Source organism: Marinobacter sp. X15-166B (assembly GCF_001752365.1).
In the GTDB taxonomy this organism is placed as follows: domain Bacteria; phylum Pseudomonadota; class Gammaproteobacteria; order Pseudomonadales; family Oleiphilaceae; genus Marinobacter.
The window spans coordinates 1,601,336-1,620,762 of sequence record NZ_MEIY01000001.1 but is presented as its reverse complement, the minus strand read 5'-3'; the positions used below and the strand labels follow the sequence as shown (position 1 = coordinate 1,620,762).

Annotated in this window: 17 protein-coding genes; 1 reads left to right on the top strand and 16 read right to left on the bottom strand. The window is 61.5% G+C overall.

Annotation, left to right across the window (positions count from 1 at the left end; all coding sequences use genetic code 11):
• Positions 1–85: 85 nt before the first annotated feature.
• From BG841_RS07620 to BG841_RS07595, 6 genes are all read right to left on the bottom strand, one after another.
• Positions 86–1,252 carry an acyl-CoA dehydrogenase family protein gene (locus BG841_RS07620; RefSeq protein WP_070057112.1) on the bottom strand — a complete coding sequence of 389 codons (1,167 nt, stop codon included), beginning with the start codon at positions 1,250–1,252 and terminating at the stop codon, positions 86–88.
• A 10-nt stretch (positions 1,253–1,262) separates the two neighbouring features.
• A complete protein-coding gene (locus BG841_RS07615) occupies positions 1,263–2,441 on the bottom strand; it encodes a lipid-transfer protein (protein WP_070057111.1) in 1,179 nt (392 codons plus the stop codon).
• Between the two features lie 18 nt (positions 2,442–2,459).
• Positions 2,460–2,879 carry a MaoC family dehydratase gene (locus BG841_RS07610; RefSeq protein WP_070057110.1) on the bottom strand — a complete coding sequence of 140 codons (420 nt, stop codon included), beginning with the start codon at positions 2,877–2,879 and terminating at the stop codon, positions 2,460–2,462.
• Positions 2,848–3,984, bottom strand: coding sequence for an acyl-CoA dehydrogenase family protein (locus tag BG841_RS07605; protein ID WP_070057109.1), 1,137 nt, complete (start codon positions 3,982–3,984; stop codon positions 2,848–2,850). Before BG841_RS07605 ends, BG841_RS07610 begins: the two co-directional genes overlap by 32 nt.
• A 10-nt stretch (positions 3,985–3,994) precedes the next feature.
• A complete protein-coding gene (locus tag BG841_RS07600) occupies positions 3,995–4,978 on the bottom strand; it encodes a bifunctional MaoC family dehydratase N-terminal/OB-fold nucleic acid binding domain-containing protein (protein WP_070057108.1) in 984 nt (327 codons plus the stop codon).
• 70 nt (positions 4,979–5,048) lie between these two features.
• On the bottom strand, positions 5,049–5,834 hold the full coding sequence (locus BG841_RS07595) for an SDR family oxidoreductase (RefSeq protein WP_070057107.1): 786 nt from the start codon (positions 5,832–5,834) through the stop codon (positions 5,049–5,051).
• Positions 5,835–5,980: 146 nt separating this feature from the next.
• Between BG841_RS07595 and BG841_RS07590 the strand changes: the two genes are divergently transcribed.
• Positions 5,981–6,766: an enoyl-CoA hydratase gene (locus BG841_RS07590; protein WP_070057106.1), complete on the top strand. Its 786-nt coding sequence runs from the start codon at positions 5,981–5,983 to the stop codon at positions 6,764–6,766.
• A gap of 79 nt (positions 6,767–6,845) precedes the next feature.
• On the opposite strand, the gene BG841_RS07585 is transcribed toward BG841_RS07590, so the two are convergent.
• From BG841_RS07585 to BG841_RS07540, 10 genes are all read right to left on the bottom strand, one after another.
• Positions 6,846–8,420: a FadD3 family acyl-CoA ligase gene (locus tag BG841_RS07585; RefSeq protein ID WP_070057105.1), complete on the bottom strand. Its 1,575-nt coding sequence runs from the start codon at positions 8,418–8,420 to the stop codon at positions 6,846–6,848.
• Positions 8,421–8,509: 89 nt separating this feature from the next.
• Complete coding sequence (locus tag BG841_RS07580) at positions 8,510–9,757, bottom strand: helix-turn-helix transcriptional regulator (protein WP_070057104.1); 1,248 nt, start codon at positions 9,755–9,757, stop codon at positions 8,510–8,512.
• A gap of 221 nt (positions 9,758–9,978) precedes the next feature.
• Entirely contained in the window at positions 9,979–12,378 is a 2,400-nt protein-coding gene (locus BG841_RS07575; RefSeq protein WP_070057103.1) for an efflux RND transporter permease subunit, read from the bottom strand.
• 9 nt (positions 12,379–12,387) lie between these two features.
• Positions 12,388–13,362 carry a WD40/YVTN/BNR-like repeat-containing protein gene (locus BG841_RS07570; protein ID WP_070057102.1) on the bottom strand — a complete coding sequence of 325 codons (975 nt, stop codon included), beginning with the start codon at positions 13,360–13,362 and terminating at the stop codon, positions 12,388–12,390.
• Between the two features lie 268 nt (positions 13,363–13,630).
• Positions 13,631–14,836, bottom strand: coding sequence for an acetyl-CoA C-acyltransferase (locus BG841_RS07565; RefSeq protein ID WP_070057101.1), 1,206 nt, complete (start codon positions 14,834–14,836; stop codon positions 13,631–13,633).
• 10 nt (positions 14,837–14,846) lie between these two features.
• Positions 14,847–15,317 carry a MaoC family dehydratase gene (locus BG841_RS07560; protein ID WP_070057100.1) on the bottom strand — a complete coding sequence of 157 codons (471 nt, stop codon included), beginning with the start codon at positions 15,315–15,317 and terminating at the stop codon, positions 14,847–14,849.
• A gap of 31 nt (positions 15,318–15,348) precedes the next feature.
• Positions 15,349–16,146: an SDR family oxidoreductase gene (locus BG841_RS07555; protein WP_070057099.1), complete on the bottom strand. Its 798-nt coding sequence runs from the start codon at positions 16,144–16,146 to the stop codon at positions 15,349–15,351.
• 2 nt (positions 16,147–16,148) lie between these two features.
• Positions 16,149–17,333: an acyl-CoA dehydrogenase family protein gene (locus tag BG841_RS07550; protein ID WP_070057098.1), complete on the bottom strand. Its 1,185-nt coding sequence runs from the start codon at positions 17,331–17,333 to the stop codon at positions 16,149–16,151.
• A complete protein-coding gene (locus tag BG841_RS07545; protein WP_070057097.1) occupies positions 17,330–18,526 on the bottom strand; it encodes an acyl-CoA dehydrogenase family protein in 1,197 nt (398 codons plus the stop codon). Before BG841_RS07545 ends, BG841_RS07550 begins: the two co-directional genes overlap by 4 nt.
• Before the next feature lie 15 nt (positions 18,527–18,541).
• The gene (locus BG841_RS07540; RefSeq protein ID WP_070057096.1) at positions 18,542–19,426 is read right to left on the bottom strand and encodes an SDR family oxidoreductase; all 885 of its coding nucleotides are present in this window, start codon (positions 19,424–19,426) and stop codon (positions 18,542–18,544) included.
• Position 19,427 lies beyond the last annotated feature (1 nt).

Genomic DNA, 19,427 nt, shown 5'->3' with positions numbered 1-19,427 from the left:
GTGACTCACCAAACGGCAGAAATAAAAAAGCCGACCACTCAGGCAAGGGTCGGCTTTTCCCGTGTGAGGACAGCGTGGATCCGCCCTAGCGCGAGCGGGGTAAGCCCAGCCCGAACTGGGCGATCAGCTCCCGCTGGATTTCGTTGGTACCGCCCCCAAAGGTCAGGGTCGGTGCCGCACGCACGTCGTACTCCAGCTCCCCCATCAGGAAGGCGGCCGCTGACCCGGAACGCACCAGCCCGTTGGCACCGACCACCTCGGTCAGCATCCGCAGAATGTCGATCACCGATTCCGAGCCAAACACCTTGGTGGTCGACGCCAGCGCCACATCCATCTTGCCGTTATCCAGATCCGCGGCAATGCGGAAGTTGATCAGACGCATGGCTTCGAGCTTGGCGTAGCACACCGCCAGATTGCGGCGCACCCAGGCATGGTCGGTGGCCCGACGGCCATTTTCGTCCGCGGTTTTGGCCCACAGATACACCTTGCGGAACATGCCCACTACCCGGTCGGCCCAAGACCCCAGCCCGAGACGTTCGTGGTTGAGCTGCGCGGTGATCAACTGCCAGCCTTTATGGAGTTCGCCCACCAGCATGTCTTTGGGTACCACCACATTGTCGTAATAAGTCGCCGCAGTGCTGTTGCTGCTGGTGGGAATAACGGTGTGCGAGAAGCCTTCGCTCTGGGTGTCGACGATCAGGATCGAAATGCCTTTATGGCGTTTTTCGTCCGGGTTGGTGCGGGCCGCCAGCCAGATGTAATCCGCCGATTCGGCGCCGGAGGTCCACAGCTTGTTGCCGTTGACCACAAAGTGGTCGTCTTCCACCCGGGCTGCGGTTTTCAGCGTGGCCAGATCACTGCCGGCACCGGGTTCGGAATAACCGATGGCAAAATGGATGTCGCCACTGGCGATCCCGCCCAGAAACTTGTCTTTCTGGGCGGCGCTGCCATAGGCCATCAAGGCCGGTCCGACGGTGCTGATGGTGACGAATGGCAGGGGCGCCCCGGCGATGTTGGCTTCCTCAAAAAAGATCAGCTGCTCGGTCGGGCCGTAGCCCTGACCGCCGTACTCTTTCGGCCAGCCCACCGCCAGCCAGCCGTCTTTGCCCATCTGGCGGACGATATTCCGATACTGATCCCCCCCTTCCGTGCCCCGCAGCTCATTACGCAGTTCCGGGGTCATCAGGTTGGTAAAGTAGTCGCGCACCTTCAGTCGCAGCGCCCGCTGTTCTTCGGTCAGATCAACAAACATAATTCGCTCCTCAGGCAACGCCCAGAATCAGGCCGCTGGTGGGCACGCCGGTACCGGCGGTCACCACCACGTTTTCCACATCATCGACCTGATTCACCGACTGGCCGCGCACCTGACGCACCCCTTCGGCGACCCCGTTCATGCCGTGGATGTAGGCTTCTCCCAGCTGCCCGCCGTGTGTGTTGATGGGCAGTCGCCCGCCACGGGCATGGTGGCCGGCGCGAATAAAGTCTTTCGCCCCACCCCGTTCGGCGAAGCCGAATTCTTCCAGCTGGGGCAGCACAAACGGGGTGAAGTGGTCATAGATGACCGCAGTCTGGATCGCATCCGGTCCCAGACCGGCCTGGCGGTAGATTTCTTGCGCCACCACGCCCATCTCCGGCAATCCGGTGATGTCGTCGCGATAAAATGAGGTCATGCTCTGCTGGCCATCGGCGATGCCCTGGGAAGCACCCTTGATAATGACCGGTTTCTGCTTCAGGTCACGGGCCCGTTCCACCGACGTGATCACCATGGCGACCGCACCGTCGGATTCCTGACAGCAGTCCAGCAGATGCAGGGGTTCACAGATCCAGCGCGAATTCTGATGGTCTTCCAGGGTAATCGGCTTCTCATAGAAGAACGCGTTGGGGTTGGTAGCGGCAAAATCCCGCACCGCCACCGCCACCCGGCCGAAATCCTCCGAGGTGGCCCCGTAGGTGTGCATGTACCGCTGGGCGAACATGCCCACCCAGGCCGCCGGGGTGTGGAAGCCGTGGGGCATGTACCAGCCGTAGTTGACGTTGTCGAACACCGGGGTGTTACCGAACCCGTAATCACCGGTGCCAAACCGGTACCAGGAGCGCTCGTTCATGGCGCGGTACACCACCACGGTTTTGGCCACCCCCGTGGCGACGGCCATGGCCGCGTGCATCACCGGCCCACAGGCCGCACCGCCACCGTGAGGAATCTGGGAGAAGAACTTGACCTCCTTGCACCCCAGCAAGCGGGCGATTTCATATTCGGGCACCTTGTCCACCGAGTAGCTGCTGAAGCCGTCCACGTCGCCGGGATCAATCCCGGCATCCGCCAGCGCTTCCAGCGTGGCCTCCATCGCGAGCCGGAGCTCGGTACGGCCCGAGTTTTTGGAGAATTCGGTGGCGCCAAGCCCGGCGATGGCCGCTTTACCTGACAAAAAAGAATCACTCATAACTAATATCTCCTAAGCTCAAGGCAGTACCACAGTGACCGTGCCGGCCACATGGTTACCCATGGAATTTTTACCCTTGAAGCTCACCACCACCGAGCTGGTGGCTTGGTCCCGTTCGACCACTTCGCCGGTGAAGGTCATGGTGTCGCCCGGATAGTTGGGCGCACCCAATTTGATCTTCTGGTCCCGGAATCGGGCTCCGGGCCCGGCCCAGGTTTCCACGAATCGCTGCACCAGGCCGTTGGTGGTCAGTATGTTCATGAAGATATGGGGCGAACCCAACGCCTGTGCCGCCTCTTTGTCATGGTGACCGGGAAAGTAATCCCGCGTGGCAATGGCACCGCCATTGATCAGCGTCACGGTGATCGGAATGCTGAGTGCCTCCAGCTGATCACCAACGTTCACTTCAGCCAGTGATTTGGTTTTCTTCGAGATCATATTTCCATCCCAGTTTGTCGTTGTTGGCTAACCAGTTACCGAGGCGCTCCAGGCTGCCCGAGGAACTTCCCAAACTCATTGAAAGGTGGCGACTCCAGTACAGAAAGCGGTGAATCGGATAGGTCAGGTCGACCCCGATGCCACCATGCACATGCTGGGTTTTGTGGCCCACCAGATGCGCCGCTTCAGCACTCAGATACTGTGTGGCCAATGCCTCTGACGGGCTCGGCAGGCCGGCATCCAGCCTGTACAGCAACTGATACAGGGTGCTGCGCAGCGCTTCGGCGGCGATATGGCAGTCCGCCATGGTCATCTGCACCGCCTGAAAGGTGCCGATGGCACGGCCGAACTGTTCCCGTTCCTGCAGGTATTCGGCGGTGCGGCGAATCTGTTCTTCACTGACCCCCAACTGCAGGGACGCTACTGCGGCGATCGCCCTTTGCTCCAGCCAGTCGGTCGCGGCGACCGGGAGCAGATTCGCCTCGGTCACGCTGACGTTGTCACAGTGCACATCAGCCAGGGCGACCCCGTGGTTGGCAACGCCTTCCACCAGCCGCACCCCCTCTGCCACCGGATCCACGAGCACCGGTTGCAGACCATCGGCCGAGTGCGCCAGTACCAGCAGCCGCTCCGCCTGAGCCGCGTAGGCTACCGCGCCCACCTGCCCCGACAGGCTGAAGCCTGCTTCGGTCGGCTCCACTACCAGCTCCGCACCCTGGCTGCTGTTCAGGGTACCTAACCCCAATCCCAGCAAAGCTTCGCCACGGGCGGCCCGGGCAATCAATGAAGCCTGGGCATCGCCGGCAAACTCCGCCAGGGCGCAGGCGGTGAGCTGGTGCTCCCAGACAGGCACCAGCGCCAGACTGGCGCCCTGCGCCTGCAGCACACAGAACAGCTCGGTCATGCCCAGACCACTGCCGTCAAACCGCTCGGGAATGGCCAGCGCGTGCAGGCCGGTGTCGATACAGGTTTGCCACAGGTCGTCCATAAAGGGTCTGGACGCCAGATCAAACGCCCGCATCTGCTCATCCGAGCAGTTGTCACGGAACAGCCCGTTGGCCATTTCGCCGATCGCGCGTTGGTCGTCACTTAATGAGAAATCCATAGTGCCCCCCTTACTGAGCCACAGGCCGGAATTGCGGCAGGGTTTGTCGGTCGTCAAAACGGGTGAACTCGACCTGCACCCGCTGACCGATTTCGAGGTCCTCCCGGTTGACGCCAACCAGTCCGGCGATCAGGCGCACGCCCTCGTCCAGCTCAATCAGACCAATCGGGTTGGGGTAGTCAAACGGCGGGACTTCCGGGTAGTGCATCACCACAAACGAATACACCTGGCCCTTGCCACTGGCCTCAACCGCGTCCCAGTTAAAACTGTGACACTGAATGCACACCGGTGCCGGTGGGTGGCGCAGGGTCTGGCAATCGGTACACCGCTGAATCAGCAGTTTGTTCTGCTCACAGCCTTCCCAAAAGAACCGGCTATCGTCACTCACCCCGGGCAAGGGGCGTTTGGCTACGGGCTTGTCGGCTTTCGGTTGGTCGGCCTTGTCGGCTGGCTGTCCGCTGTGGGCGGGCTTGAACTTGAACACCCGGAACAACAACTCGCCCACTGGTTCGTCGTCGGCGCCGTCCCGCTCGGAATAGAACGGCATGGACAGGGTCACAAAAAACCCGGTACCCAAACCGGTGGTTTTCTCATCACTGATCGACGCCACCCGGCTGGTGTAATACAGCTTTTCACCCAGACCGATGTAGCGTTCGAAGGTCAGTTCGGTGTTGACCGCCACCACCGCGGGGTAACCGTAACCTTCGATCAGTTTCAAGACTTCAAAGGAGTTTTCGTCGGTGGACCCGGGGGGGTAGTTTTCGTTGTCCAGACCCGCCATGCACCACACCTGCAACATGGCCGGCGGTGCCACCACATCGTCGTAGCCGGCTTCACGGGCAAACGCCGGGTCCGTATACAACGGATTGTCCACCCCCATGATTTCACACCACTGGCGGATCATCGGCGCATTCACCCGATCCCAGGCGTACACCCGACCGTACTCACGCCCCACAAAGGCTTCAATCTGCTCGGTTAGTTTTGGATCAGCCAATTTCGTCTCCTGATATTGTCCTGTGACAGCACCACTTCAGATATTGCAAAGTTGCCACTGTCGGGTTGTGTCAATCCCGGTTGGTTGTCGCGGAATCCAGAAACGCCGGCTTTTCACCTCCGCCGTGGAGCAGCAGGTTGGTGCCACTCCAATAGCCCGCCTGGGGCGATCCGGCAAACAGACAGGCACCGGCCACGTCATCGGGTTGTCCCATTCGGCCGGCGGGGATGGTATCGCCCACCGCCCGAATACCGGCTTCATCACCGTAATGCAGATGGGATTGCTCGGTGCGGATCAGTCCCGGGCTTACCGACACCACCCGCACTTTCGGGGCCCACTCCACCGCCAGGGAGCTCACCAGTGACAGCACGCCGGCCTTGGCCGCACCATAGGCGGCGGTACCCGGCGAAGGCCGCGAGGCACTGACGCTGCCGATAAAGATGATGGTGCCGCCGTCATCCTGCCCCTGCATGATGCGATTGGCGTGCTGGGCGACGTTCAGCGGCACCAGCAGGTTGAGCCGGATGATGCTTTCGCTGAACCGGGGCGACGCCGTGGCGGCGTCGGCGGCCGGACTGCCACCGGCGTTGTTGACCACCACATCGAGACGGCCATAGCGCTCGACGATATGGGCAAACAACTCGGCCAGTGCATCCACATCCCGTAAGTCCAGGGCAAAAAAATCGGCGCTGCGACCGGCGGCTGCGGGCAAGCTGTCGGGAGCCTGTCGGCCACACACCACCACGCTGGCGCCCGCCTGCAGAAAACTTTGCGCAATGCCCGCGCCTATTCCCTTGGTGCCGCCGGTCACGAGTACAACTTTTCCGGTGTAATCTGAAGTGTTCGTAGCTTGCATCTGGACCTTCCTTTAAACCCCGTTATGGAAACACTGTATTGCCTTGCCGGAAGGCGGTCGTCGTCTGAACGGACGATGAGGTCTGAGGGGCGGAAAACCAGAATGTCTGCTGTAATGACCCCAGTTTTCCGTAGAGAGCTTCACCCATGACTGATCATGATGAATGTCCGGTACTGCTTGACCGCCCGGAGCCTGGCGTCGCAAGGCTGACGCTGAACCGCCCGCGGGTGAACAATGCCCTCAGCCTGGAATTGCAGGCGCTGTTGTCGGAGCATTTTCTGGCCCTCGGCAACGATCCCGAAATTCGCTGTATCCTGCTGACCGGCGGCGATACCGTGTTTGCCGCCGGCGGTGATATCTCCAGCATGGCGGACACCGGTGCCATCGATATTTATCAGCGCCATACCGAACGGGTGTGGGCACCGATCCAGCATTGCCCCAAACCGGTGATTGCCGCCATCTGCGGCTACGCCTACGGCGGCGGCTGCGAACTGGCCATGCACGCTGACATCCTCATCGCGGGGGAAAGCGCCCAGTTCTGCCAGCCGGAAATCCGCATTGGCATCATGCCGGGCATCGGCGGCACCCAGCGGCTGGTGCGCGCGGTGGGCAAGGCCAAGGCCATGCAAATGGCGTTAACCGGCAAGCCCATCAGCGCCCAGGATGCCTGGGTAGGCGGACTGGTGAGTGAAATCGTGCCCGACGATCAGGTGCAGGCTCACGCCCTGAGTCAGGCCAGGCTGATTGCCCGGATGCCGCCCCTGGCGGCCGAGCAGATCAAAGAGGTGATACTTGCGGGTATGGATGCGTCGCTGGAAGCCGGCCTGGCGCTGGAGCGCAAGGCCAACGCTTTGCTGTTTGCGTCCAACGACCAGAAAGAAGGCATGAGCGCCTTTATCGAAAAAAGAAAGCCCCGCTTTCAGGGCGATTGAGACGCCGGCAAGGACACCGTCAACCACAACGCCCGGAATTTGCCGGGCGTTGTGGTGCGGGTCGCCGGGACCGCGGTATTTACGCGAGACCGCGGCGCAGCGCCACCTTGTCGACTTTATTGGAGGCATTCTTGGGCAGATCCGGGTAGAACACCACCCGCCGTGGCACTTTGTAATTGGCCATTTGCTGGCGGCTCCAGGCAATCAGTTGCTCCTCATCCAGCTCGACCCCGGATTTCAGCACCACGCAGGCGCAGCCAACCTCCCCCATACGCTCATCCGGTATGCCCACCACCGCCACTTCGGCAATCGCCGGGTGGGCGAACAGCCCCGCTTCGATTTCCGCCGGGTAACAGTTAAACCCGCCCACAATGAACATGTCCTTGAGCCGGTCGGTGATGGTGAGATTGCCATCGTCATCCACGTGGCCCACGTCACCAGTGCGCAACCAGCCGTCGGCGGTGATCGTTTCTGCGGTGGCGACCGGGTTATTGAAGTAGCCCTGCATGACGTGAAATCCGCGCAGGCAGATTTCACCGGACTCACCGGCGGCCACCGGGTTACCCTGGGCATCACGGATACTCAGCTCGGTACCGGGGATGGCCCGGCCACTGGTGCCGGCGATGGTCTCCGCGGGTGCCCCGGGGTCACAAATGGTCGCCAGACCGCCGCACTCGGTCAGACCATAGGCGGTGGTCACGGTGGTAAAGCCCAGCTCCTGACGGAGACGTTCGATCAGTATCGGTGGAATGGCCGAGGCCCCGGTGACCGCGATGCGCAAACTGCTCAGATCGGCGGTTTGCAGGCGCGGATGGGCCAACATGGACAGATACAGGGTCGGAGGACCGGGCAGCACGGTGATGCGCTCCTCTTCGACGCGACGGAAAATATCCTCGGCGTCGAAGACCGCATGGGGAATGATGGTGGCCCCGGCGATCAGACAGGTCAGCCAGCCGGCTTTGTAACCGAAACTGTGGAAAAACGGATTCACCACCAGATAGCGGTCGCCGCATTCAATGCCGAGAATACGGACAAATTCGGTGAACGCCTGCAGGGTCTGGCCATGGTTGCTCATCACCCCTTTGGGCTTGCCGGTGGTGCCGGAGGTAAACAACAAATCGGATAGGTCATCCGCACGAACGGCATCGGCCCGGCGGCGCGCCGCGTCCGGGGCAATGCCCCGGCCGGCGTTGATGAACTCCGCCAAGGTCAGCCCGCCGGCGGCCCCGGGCTTGTCGATCACCACCACCTGCTCGAGTGTTTCCGGGCGCTGCGCGGCCAGCATGGCCGGATAATCGACCCCCAGGAATTCGCCCACCACAAACGCCATCCGTGCGCCGCTGCGTGCCAGGATGTCCGCCGCTTCGGCCCCCTTCATACGGGTATTGATGGGCACCAGCACGCCGCCGGCACAATGGATGGCGAGGGCGATCAACACCCAGTCGGCGCCATTGGGTGCCCACACCCCGACGCGATCACCCTTGTCGACACCAGCGGCCATCAGTCCGCGGGTAATCGCCAACACCCGCTCGGGCAGCTCGGCGTAGCGGATGGTTTCTCCCGGGGCCTCGAGGGCTATGCGCTCAGCGTAGGTGTCGGCTCCGGCAAACATCAGCTCCGGAATGGTGTGTGCATTTTTGCTCTGGTCGTTCATCTGGATGATCCCACTCGTTGGCGTATCGGTCACTCCTGCAATGCTGCAAGAGTAGCGACCGCGCCGGGATCACTCATCGTCAAGGTGGACTAGGGTCCTTTCTTCAGCGGCTTGAGCTGGTGCTCGGGCCCCAGGGCTTTTGATCCGCCGGCCACCGCGCCGGGGACATCCGCACTGAGCGCCACCACGCTGTTCAGCATGACCCGCACCAATTCGGCCTGCCGGCGCACCCCGGTTTTCGAAAAGATGGCCCGCAGGTGGGCGCGCGCCGTATTGCGCATAATGCCCAGACTCTCTGCCGCATCCTCCAGCGACAAACCGTTGGCCAATTCCAGCGCCAGAGCGGTCTCTGCCGGGGTAAAATCAAACAACTGCTTGGCGGCCGCGCTGCTGACCGTGGATTTATTGACCGCGTCCCGCACATACAACAACAGGGTCGGCTGGTCCTTGTCGTCGATCCAGCCGGCGTCGGGTATGGCTTCCAATACAATGCCAAGATTCACTTCCCCGGAAGGGCGGGTAACCGACAGCGCCTCACCGGACAGCGCCTCGCCACGGGCCCGTGCTTCAAAGGCTTCTTTGATGCGCTTCTGCAACTCTTTGTTGTCGCTGGGGTAACTGGCCTCCAGTCGGTCGCCCACCAGTTTCAGGCCATCGGCGTGTTCCAGCAACTGGCGGGCATAGTCGTTCAGTTTTTGCACGGTGCCTGTTTCGGTCAACAGGATGGTGGCCACGGACAACCGGTTTATGGCATCGGCGTAGATCGCACCCAGGGACTCGCTGCGTCCGATCAGATTGTGCACCTGGAGTGCATGGCGTATGTGGGGCAGCAACAAGGTGCACAAGGCCTTGTCGTTGCTGTCGAACGCCGGGGCGCGCTTGGACCGGGTGATGCGAAACCGGAAGGTGCCCTCGCTTTCGGTGGAGATGTCGGCCCCCATGACGTGGTAAACATCTTGCTGCAGACAGTACTCCTGATAATAATCGGAGGCTTCCCATTCCGACGCCGACAACACATCCTGCTGGGTAAAGACCTTATCTGCCGGCTGGTTCGAGAAGGGGGTGCGCCGGCGATGGTAGGTCAGCCGGGTTACCCGCCCCTGGGCCTCGATGTCACCGGAGACCAGCATCAAGCCGATATCTTCGACCTCCGGAATGCGCAGGATCAGGGTGACAAAGTTGGCCGCGAATTGCTGGCGCACCATATCCAGCGCCCGGGTCAGGGCCTGATCGTCAAAACTGCCGTCATGGATGGCACAGATGAGTCGATTGTATTCGCTGATCGATATCCCCTGCGGTTCCATCACACCTTCACTGTCAGGGTTGTCGGTTTTCATGCGCACCTCTTGTTCTTATCAGCAGACTTGGTCTGCGGAGCACACGCCTGAAGACGCCCCCGGCGCCGGCAGGTTTTGCTCCCAGCCTGAATCTAACGTTACCTCATTTTCAACCAATGCGCTCCAATCGGGCGCCTAAGACGCTCATTCCACTGAGTAAACGAAAAACAGCCGCTGGACACCCGGAGGGCGTGCAGCGGCTGTCACCTGCTCATCGCCGGTCAGCCGGCGGCTTCAGACACTGCCATCTCGGCCCCCTTTACCCGTTCGACGCGCACCAGACGCTTGGCCCGGTTAAACCAGGCGGCCAGGGCGGGCAGCAGGAAGATGGCACCAAAGACGTTTACCAGGAACATAAAGGCCAGCAAAATGCCCATATCGGCCTGGAATTTGAGCGGCGCGAACGCCCAGGTCCCGACACCGATGGACATGGTGACCGCCGTGAACAGCGAAGCCGTACCACGCTGGACCATGGCCTCGTAAAAGGCCTCGCGGAAATCTTTGCCCAGACTGAGTTCGTGCTGCAAGCGCTCATAAATGTAGATGCCATAGTCCACCCCGACACCGACCCCCAGCGCCAGCACCGGCAGGGTAGCGACTTTGAGCCCGATGCCGAGGGACGCCATCAGCGCATTGCACAGGGTCGCCACAATGGCCAGCGGCATGATGATGCACAGTACGGCGCGGAACGAGCGGAAGGTGAGCCAGCAGAACAGCGCCACCGACGCCAGCAGGGCACCGTGCATCTGCACTTCGGCCTTTTTCACCGCTTCGTTGGAGGCCGCCTGCACGCCCACGTTACCGCCCGCCAGCTTGAATTCGACTTTCGGTTCATCGATGCTGGCGATGATTTCTTCGATGCGGTTGATGGTGCGTTCCACCTGGGTGCCCTCATGGCTGCTCAGATACACCACCACCTGCATGGTTTCGCAACCCTCTACCACCAGACCGTGTTCGTCTGAATAGGCTTGCGAGCCCGCCTGCAGCCCCCGCTCGGACCCCGGAATGGCCGCCCAGCGCGGATTGCCTTCGTTATTCCCGGCAATGGTGACCTTGCCCATGCCGGCCACACTGGCTACGGATTGCACGCCGGGAATGCTGCGGGTATGGAAGTCCAGCTTTTCGACCGCGCGCATCACATCCGGATCCAGACAGGCATCGCCGTCGCCCACCTGGTTCTCCACATACACCGTCAACAGATCAAGACCGATCGAGTAGCGTTCAACGATGCTGGCGTTGTCCTGATTGTAGCGGGATTCGGCCCGCAACTCGGGGGCCCCTGCACTGACATCGCCGACAATGAGATCACGGCTCTTCCAGGCACCGCCGACCAGCAGTAACAGACTGACCGCAAACACCACCAGCCCGGTACGGGGCTCGGCGACGCGGGACAGGGGCCACCAGACTTTATGACGGCGGCCGTCCGGAACCACATTGATGGATTCTGCGGCCCGTTCGAGCTGCAGGTGGGAAATGATGATCGGCAGCATCATTTTATTGGTGATGATCATCAGCAGCACACCGAGGCACGCAGTGACCCCCAGCTCATGCACGATGGGGATATCGATCAGCATGATGACGCCAAAGCCGAGGGCGTTCATCAGCAGCGCCAGCGCCCCGGGCACAAATATTTTGCAGAAAGCGGAGTGCGCCGCTTCCATGGAAGTTTTGCCTCCGAGCACGTCCTGTTTCCAGGCGTTGGTCATTTGCACGGCGTGGGAGACCCCGATGGAAAATATCAGGAAGGGCACCAGAATGGACATGGGATCGATCCCCATGCCCATGATCCGCAACAGGCCCAGCAGCCAGACCACGGGTAACATGGCCACCAGCAGGGACACCACGGTCAGCTTGACGGAACGGCAGTACAACCACAGCAACAGTGTGGTGATCACAAAAGCGATCAGGAAGAACCACATCACGTCGATCAAGCCGGCCACCACATCCCCGGTCAACTTGGAGAAACCGACGATATCGATGCCAATGTTGTCGTTCTCAAAGGTCTTACGAATGTCCTCCAGCTGGCGGGAGATGGCGACGTAGGAAACCTTGTCGCCGGTTTGCGGGTTAATCTCCTGCAGATCGGCGCGCACCATCGCCGCGCTCAGGTCGTTCGCCACCAGTTGACCGATCTGCCCGGAGCGTTCGGTGTTGCGACGTACCTGCTGCAGATCCTCCTCACTGCCATTGAAATGAGGCGGCACCACCACGTCACCGATGTATCCCTGTTCGGTCACTTCGATATACCGGGTATTGGGGGTAAACAGCGAGCTGACGCTGGCCCGGCGGACACCCGGAATGAAAAACACTTCATCGGTCACCTGGCGCAAGGCGGACAGGAACTCGGGGTTGTAGATGTCCCCTTCTCCTTTCCAGCGCACACTGACCAGCACGTTGTTGGCACCGGAAAAGGTGTCACTGTAATGCAGCAGGTTCTGCATGAACGGGTGGTTGACGGGTATTTGTTTATTGAAACCCGGGTCCAGCCGGATGCCGGTGGCGCTGTAACCAAACGCCACGGTAATTAACAGAAACAGGGCCAGCAGGGGCTTGCGCCAGGCGATCAGCCGGTCAGCGGACCACTCCACCATCCGTTCAACATTCTTATGCTTGTTACTCATGGTCCTCTCCTATTTTGCCCAAGCCGCCACGAGATTGTGAGACCTCTGCATTAATCCACGCTGGCCGGCGACGAAGATCTCGCCATCGGGCAAGATCACCGCCGAGGTCAGCGTGCCCAGGCCACCGATGCTGCCCGTTTCCAGCAGCTCGCCCTCATCGTTCATGATCACCAGGAAACCGGCGGTACCGACGATCAGCATCTGTTTACCGCTGCTCGCCACCGCGTGGCCGTACAACGGCAATTCACCGCCAACGTTGACCTGGGTCCAGCTGTCGCCGTCATCGCCACTGAAGAACACGTGCCCCCGCATGCCATAGGCCACCCAGCGGGTGCCATGAAGATGGGCCACCCCGAACAGGGAACCGTTGTAGAACGGATCAAGCTTCTCCCAGGCGTCTCCCCCGTCAAAGCTGCGCAATACCAGCCCCATCTCGCCCACGATGATGCGGGTTTTGTCTTCGTCACCGGCCATGGCGCTCAGATGCTCGCCGTAGATAGGCAGCTCCTGGGGCTCGAAGGTACGCCCGGCATCTGCGGACAACCAGAACTTGCCAAAACTGCCGTAGACATACACGTTTTGACCGTCCGCGCTCCAGCTGCCCAGCAGCGGTTCCCCCAGCTCGCTGTCCCGCTCGATCAACTCCCAGCTCAGACCGGCGTCTTCGCTGCGCAGGATAACGCTGTCATGCCCCACCGCCAGCAGCACTTGATCCGTCAGCGCGGTGATGTCCGTCAGGGTGACCGGTATCTCGCCGTCCCGGTGGGTGACCTGCCAGTTCTGGCCGTTATCTTCACTGACCACGATGGTGCCGCGCTCGCCAACGGCGATCAGGCGGCCGTTCACGGCGACCAGATCGTTGATCTGCACGCGGCCCAGATTCAGCGGCTCACTGTTTTCTTCCTCCGCCCCACGGGGAGAGAACGCAAACAAAACAAGCGCTGCGACCAGTAAACAAAACGAATAGCTGATGACTCTGTACATGCTCTCTCCCGCTGTCAGTGCACGCCAGGGATGTTGTGGTTAGGTGTTGCCACCGGCGGACCGCTCATTGTTGTTCAGATATCCAGGACTGTTCTGATGTTGATCCGGATACCCTCAGCGAACATCGTCCAAACGGCTTATACCTTTGCACCAATCCACTCTGAACTTCACCAATCGGTCTTGACAGTCTAGAAATAATCCGTCAGGAGCCGCTAACAAAAAAACCGCCGATGCTTGCGCAGCGGCGGTTTTCAGGACAACCCGGCAATTACTGAGGCAATTCGAACAATCCCGCCGCCCCCATGCCGCCGCCGATGCACATGGAGACCACCACGTAACGCACCTTGCGCCGCCGGCCCTCAAGCAGTGCATGACCCACCATGCGGGCGCCGCTCATGCCGAAGGGGTGACCGATGGAGATGGCCCCGCCGTTGACGTTCAGCTTATCGTTGTCGATGCCCAGCTGGTCGCGGCAGTAGAGGACCTGGGAGGCAAACGCCTCGTTGATTTCCCACAGGCCTATGTCGGAGACTTGCAGGTTGAAACGTTGCAACAGCTTGGGAATGGCGTACACCGGGCCGATGCCCATTTCTTCCGGGTCACAACCCGCGACGGCGATACCCCGGTAGATGCCCAGCGGGGTCAGCCCACGGCGGTCAGCTTCGTCCCGTGACATCAGCAGACACGCCGCCGCACCGTCGGAGAACTGGGAGGCGTTTCCGGCGGTCACGCACTTGCCCTCGGCCACCCAGGCGCAGTCTTTCCAGACCGTTTTCAATCCCTGCAGTCCTTCCAGGGTGGTACCCGGGCGGTTGCACTCGTCCCGATCGGCCACCACCTCTTCATGGCCCGCCGGGGTGCCGTCTTTTTCAAACAATTGCTTGCGCGCCCGCAGCGGGACAATTTCATCGTCAAACAGCCCCTCGCTCTGGGCGGCCGCGGTGCGCTGCTGGCTCTGCAGGGCGTAAGCATCTTGCGCGTCCCGGCCAATGCCGTAGCGCTCGGCGACAATTTCCGCGGTCTCGATCATCGGGATGTAGGCCGCCGGGGCCACTTCCATCACCGCTTCCGAGCGCGCCCGGTAGGCGTTCTTGTGCTTGGTCTGGGTCAGTGACAGGGATTCCACGCCACCGCCAATGGCCACGTCCAGCTCGCCACACATAATTCCCTTGGCCGCTTCACTGATTGCCACCAGACCGGAGGCACACATGCGGTCAACCGCCATACCGGCGACGCTGTTGGGCAGACCGCCGGTATAGGCACACAGGCGGCCAATGTTGTACCCCTGGGTGCCCTGTTGCACGGCTGCGCCCATGATGACGTCATCGACGTCTGCGGGATCGATGCCGGCACGCTCCACTACCGCACGGATCACGTGACCGCCCAGCACCGGCGCTTCAGTGTCGTTGAAGGAACCCCGGAAGGATTTGGTCAGCGCAGTACGCGCCGTCGCTACAATTACTGCTTCTTTCATGGAAGACTCCTCAGTCGTTTTCTGCAAAGGTGTAGCGGCTGATGGTGTCCACCACGCACGCGGGGCGGTCACTGCCTTCGATTTCCACAGTGACCCGGACAACCACCTGGACCGAGCCATTGGCCAGGGTTTCTACCTGCGTGATTTCACCGGCACCGCGGATGCGTGAGCCCACCCGCACCGGGGCCGGAAAGCGGATGCGATCGCAACCGTAATTCACCCCCATCAACAGATTTTCAACACTCATCAACTGGGGCAAAAAATAGTTCACCAGTGACAAGGTCAGGTAGCCGTGGGCCACTGTGGCACCAAAGGGGCCGTCTTTGGCCCTGTCGGGGTCCACATGGATCCACTGGTGATCGCCGGTGGCGTCCGCAAAGGTGTCGATCCGTTGCTGGTCGATCGGCAACCATTCCGACACCCCCAGCGACTGGCCTTCCGCTTCCTGCAGACTGGCTGCGTTTGAAAACACCCTACTCATAGCTTTCTCCATTAACACTCGATTGACCGCGTCAGGCTTGTTGCGAGCTGCACGACAGGACTTCACCGGTCATATAGGAGGCGTAATCGCTGGCGAGGAACATCATCACGTTCGCCACCTCCCACACTTCGGCGCCCCGGCCGTATGCTTCCCGGCCTTCCAGTTCTTTCAACAGGGCCTCCGGGGCCGACTTGCGCAACATGGCGTGTACCGCCAGCGAGGGTGCCACCGCATTGATGCGCACCCCGAACTCGGCAGCTTCCAGCGCGGCACAGCGGGTAAAGGCCATCACCCCGGCTTTGGCGGCGGCGTAATGGGACTGTTCTTTCTGGGCCCGCCACCCCAGCACCGAGGCGTTGTTGACAATGGCACCGCCCTGGCCCCGTTGTTTCATGATTTTCAGCATGTAGCGGGTCATGCGCATGGTGCCGTTCAGGGTCACGTCCAGCACCTTGTTCCACTCGCTGTCTGCCATCTCGAGCAGCGCGCGAGTGGTGCCCAGACCCGCGTTGTTGATCAACACATCCACCCCACCGAGTTTGTCTTCGGCGAAATCGATTAACGCTTGTACCTCGCTTTCATCGGTGACATTGCACACCTTGCCCCACACCTGGTCGGAGCCGCTTTGTTCTTTCAGTTTCGCCACCGAAGCGTCCAGCCGGCCTTCGTGCACATCACTGATGACAATGCCGCGACAGCCTTCTTCCATGGCTTTGGTGGCGGCGGCAAAACCGATGCCGGCCCCCGCCGCTGCAGTGATCAGCACCGAGCGACCTTTCAGCAAGCCATGGCCCGGCACATAAGTGGGGTTGCGGGTTACATCGTTCATGGTTATCTGCCTTTTGCTTCTTTGGGCATACCAAGGCCGCGCTCGGCAATGATATTGCGCTGAATTTGATTGGTGCCGCCGTAGATGGTGTCGGAGCGGGTGAACAGGAACAGGGATTGCAGCCGGGTCAGCTCGTAGGGCGCACCGTCCAGCAGCTCGGCCTCCGGCCCCAGTACGTCCATGGCCAGTGCCCCGAGGTTGCGATGCCAGCTGGCCCAATGCAGTTTGTACACCAGCGCCGAGCTGTCCGGGCCGCTGCGCTCATCGCCGGACAACATGCGCAGGGCGTTGTAACGCATCAAGCGCAATCCGGTGTGGGCCTCGGCAATGCGCTGGCGAATGGCCGGGTCGCTGGCGGCGCCGTTACTGCGGGCAATGCGAATGATTTCATCGAGCTCGTTCTGGAACTGCATTTGCTGCCCCAGGGTGGACACACCCCGCTCAAACCCCAGCAGGGTCATGGCGATGCGCCAACCGTCGCCTGGCTCACCGACCAAATCTTCGGCAAGGGCGTCATCGAAAAACACTTCGTTGAACTCCGAGGTACCGGTGAGCTGCTCAATGGGCCGGACGGTAATTTCCGGCTGTGCCATCCTGACCAGAAAGAATCCCAGTCCCCGATGGGCCACCGAACCGGGTTCGGTGCGTGCCAGCACAAAACACCACTGGGACTCGTGAGCCAGGGAGGTCCAGATTTTCTGACCGGTGATCCGCCACCGGCCGCTGTCCGGGTCACGCACCGCCCGGGTGCGCACATTGGCCAGATCGGACCCGGCGGACGGTTCCGAATACCCCTGACACCAGAACTCGGTGCCGTTGAGAATACCCGGCAGGTATTTCGCCTTTTGTTCCGGCGTACCAAAGGCGATGATGGTAGGGCCGGCCAGTCCTTCACCGATATGACCAATGCGACCCGGCGCCCCGGCGCGGGCGTATTCTTCGGCGAAGATCACCTGTTGTTCGATGGAGGCGCCACGGCCGCCGCAGGCTTCCGGCCAGCCAATACCGACCCAGCCACCGGCGGCCAGCTCCTGTTCCCAGCGTTTGCGCTCTTCCGGAAACATGTGCTCGTCGCCCGGACCGCCGCGAAACTTCAGGTGTTCGAATTCGCCCACCAGATGGGCTTGCAGCCAGCTGGCAATGTCTTCGCGAAAGCGTTCGTCGGCTGCGTTGAAGGTCAGTTTCATTGCGCACTCTCCCCGTCCAGCAGCATGGCCGCAATTTGTTCCCGCTGAGCCGCCCCGTTGCCCAGATACAACTCGCTGGCCTTGGCCCGTTTGAAATACAGCTGGATGTCGTACTCGGCGGTAAAACCGACCCCGCCAAACAACTGCAAGGCACTGCCCGCATTGAAAAACACCGTATCGGAGCAATAGCCCTTGGCCATGGCCGCAGCCTCGTCCAGCTCCGCAGCGATGTTGACGTCGCCGTCAGGCGCCAGTACCTCACTGGCCACACAGGCGGCGTAATACACCGCCGAACAGGCCACTTCGGCCTTCAGCTTCATATCGGCGGCCTTGTGTTTGACCGCCTGATAGCTGGCAATGGCACGCCCAAACTGCTCCCGCTCCAGGGTGTAATTCACCGCCATATCCAGCGCCTCGCTGGCTACCCCCAGTTGCTCAGCCGCCAGGGACACCTTGGCCAGCGCCAGAATTTTCTGCAGCTGAGGCCAGCCTTCGCCGGCCACTCCCAGACACTGGTCGGCCGCCACGCTTACCCCGCGCAGGGTGAGGTTTGCCAGGCGCCGGCTCTGGTCCAGGGTCGGGGTCCACTGGCGCTCCACCCCGGCGCTGCTGGCCGGCACCACGAACAGCCCGATCCCTTCGCTGCCGCTGGAACCCGGTGTCCGGGCGGCGACGATGAGCAGATCGGCGGTATCCCCGTCGATCACATAACGCAGGTCACCGTCCAGCTGATAGCCTTCTGCGGTGGCTGTCCAGGTTGCCGAGACTGCCTCCGCCCCCCAACTGCCCCCGGCACGGGCCGCCTGCGGGCCGGTCCACGCCAGGGTGGCGGTTTGCGTGCCTTCGGCGATCGCAGGCAGCCAACGTTGCTTTTGTTCGTCAGAGGCCACCAGCAACAGCGCATTGGTCGCCATGCCCACCGTGGCCATAAACGGCGAACAAAACAGTTTGCGGCCCATCTGTTCCAGCACGATGGCCAGGTCCACATAGCCCAGACCCAGCCCGCCATACGCCTCGGGAATGGTGACCGCTTGCACGTAGAGTTCGGTGCACAATCGCTGCCACACTGCCGGGTCGTAGCTGCGTGCGGCGGTCATTGCCCTGCGGACCTGCCCGGAACTGGAGGCGTCCGCCAAAAAGGCTTGCGCCGTGTCGCGGACCATGTACTGCTCGTCGGTTAAGCGGAATTCCATGACGGCCTCCGGGGCTCAGGTACCGTAGACTTTCTGGGCGGGAACTTCTTTGGCCAACAAGGCCTGCATGGCTTCGCCCACTTCGGCCGGGGCCCAGCGTGCCCCCTTGTCCACACCTTCGGTGGTGCGCCAGCCATCGGCGATGGAAATTTTGCCACCTTCCGCCTCAAATACCCGGCCGGTAATCCCGGCCGAGGATTCAGAAGCCAGCCACGCCAGCAAAGACGACACGTTCTCAGGAGCCCAGTAATCAAAGCTGCCATCGGTCGGTGCCGCCATGCGAGTGGCCATGGCTTCCACTGCGGTGGTCATACCGGTGCGCGCCGCCGGCGCAATGGCATTGGCAGTCACCCCATAGCGCCCCAGTTCGGCGGCCTGATTGAGGGTCAGCGCGGCAATGCCGCCTTTGGCCGCGGCGTAGTTGGACTGCCCGATGGAGCCCTGCAAGCCGGCACCGGAGGTGGTGTTCAGAATACGTGCATTCACCGGCTGGCCGGCTTTGGACTGATTGCGCCAATACTGCACCGCGTGGGAGGTGATGCAGAAATGGCCTTTGAGGTGCACACTCATGATCGCGTCCCAGTCCGCTTCGGTGAGCGAGGCAAACATGCGGTCCCGGTTGATGCCGGCGTTGTTGAGGACGCAATGCAGGTCACCCCAGGTATCAATCGCCTGCCGGACCGCACGGGCACTGTCTTCATAGTTGGTGATGTCGGAGGTGTTGACCGCGGCGTCACCGCCCGCGGCGACAATCTCGTCCACCACTTGCCGGGCGGCCCCTTCGTTGATGTCGTTCACCAGCACCCGCGCACCTTCCGCTGCGAAGACCCGCGCGTGGGCGGCACCGAGACCGCCGCCTGCGCCGGTAATAATGACAACACGCTCGTTCAGAATTCCCATA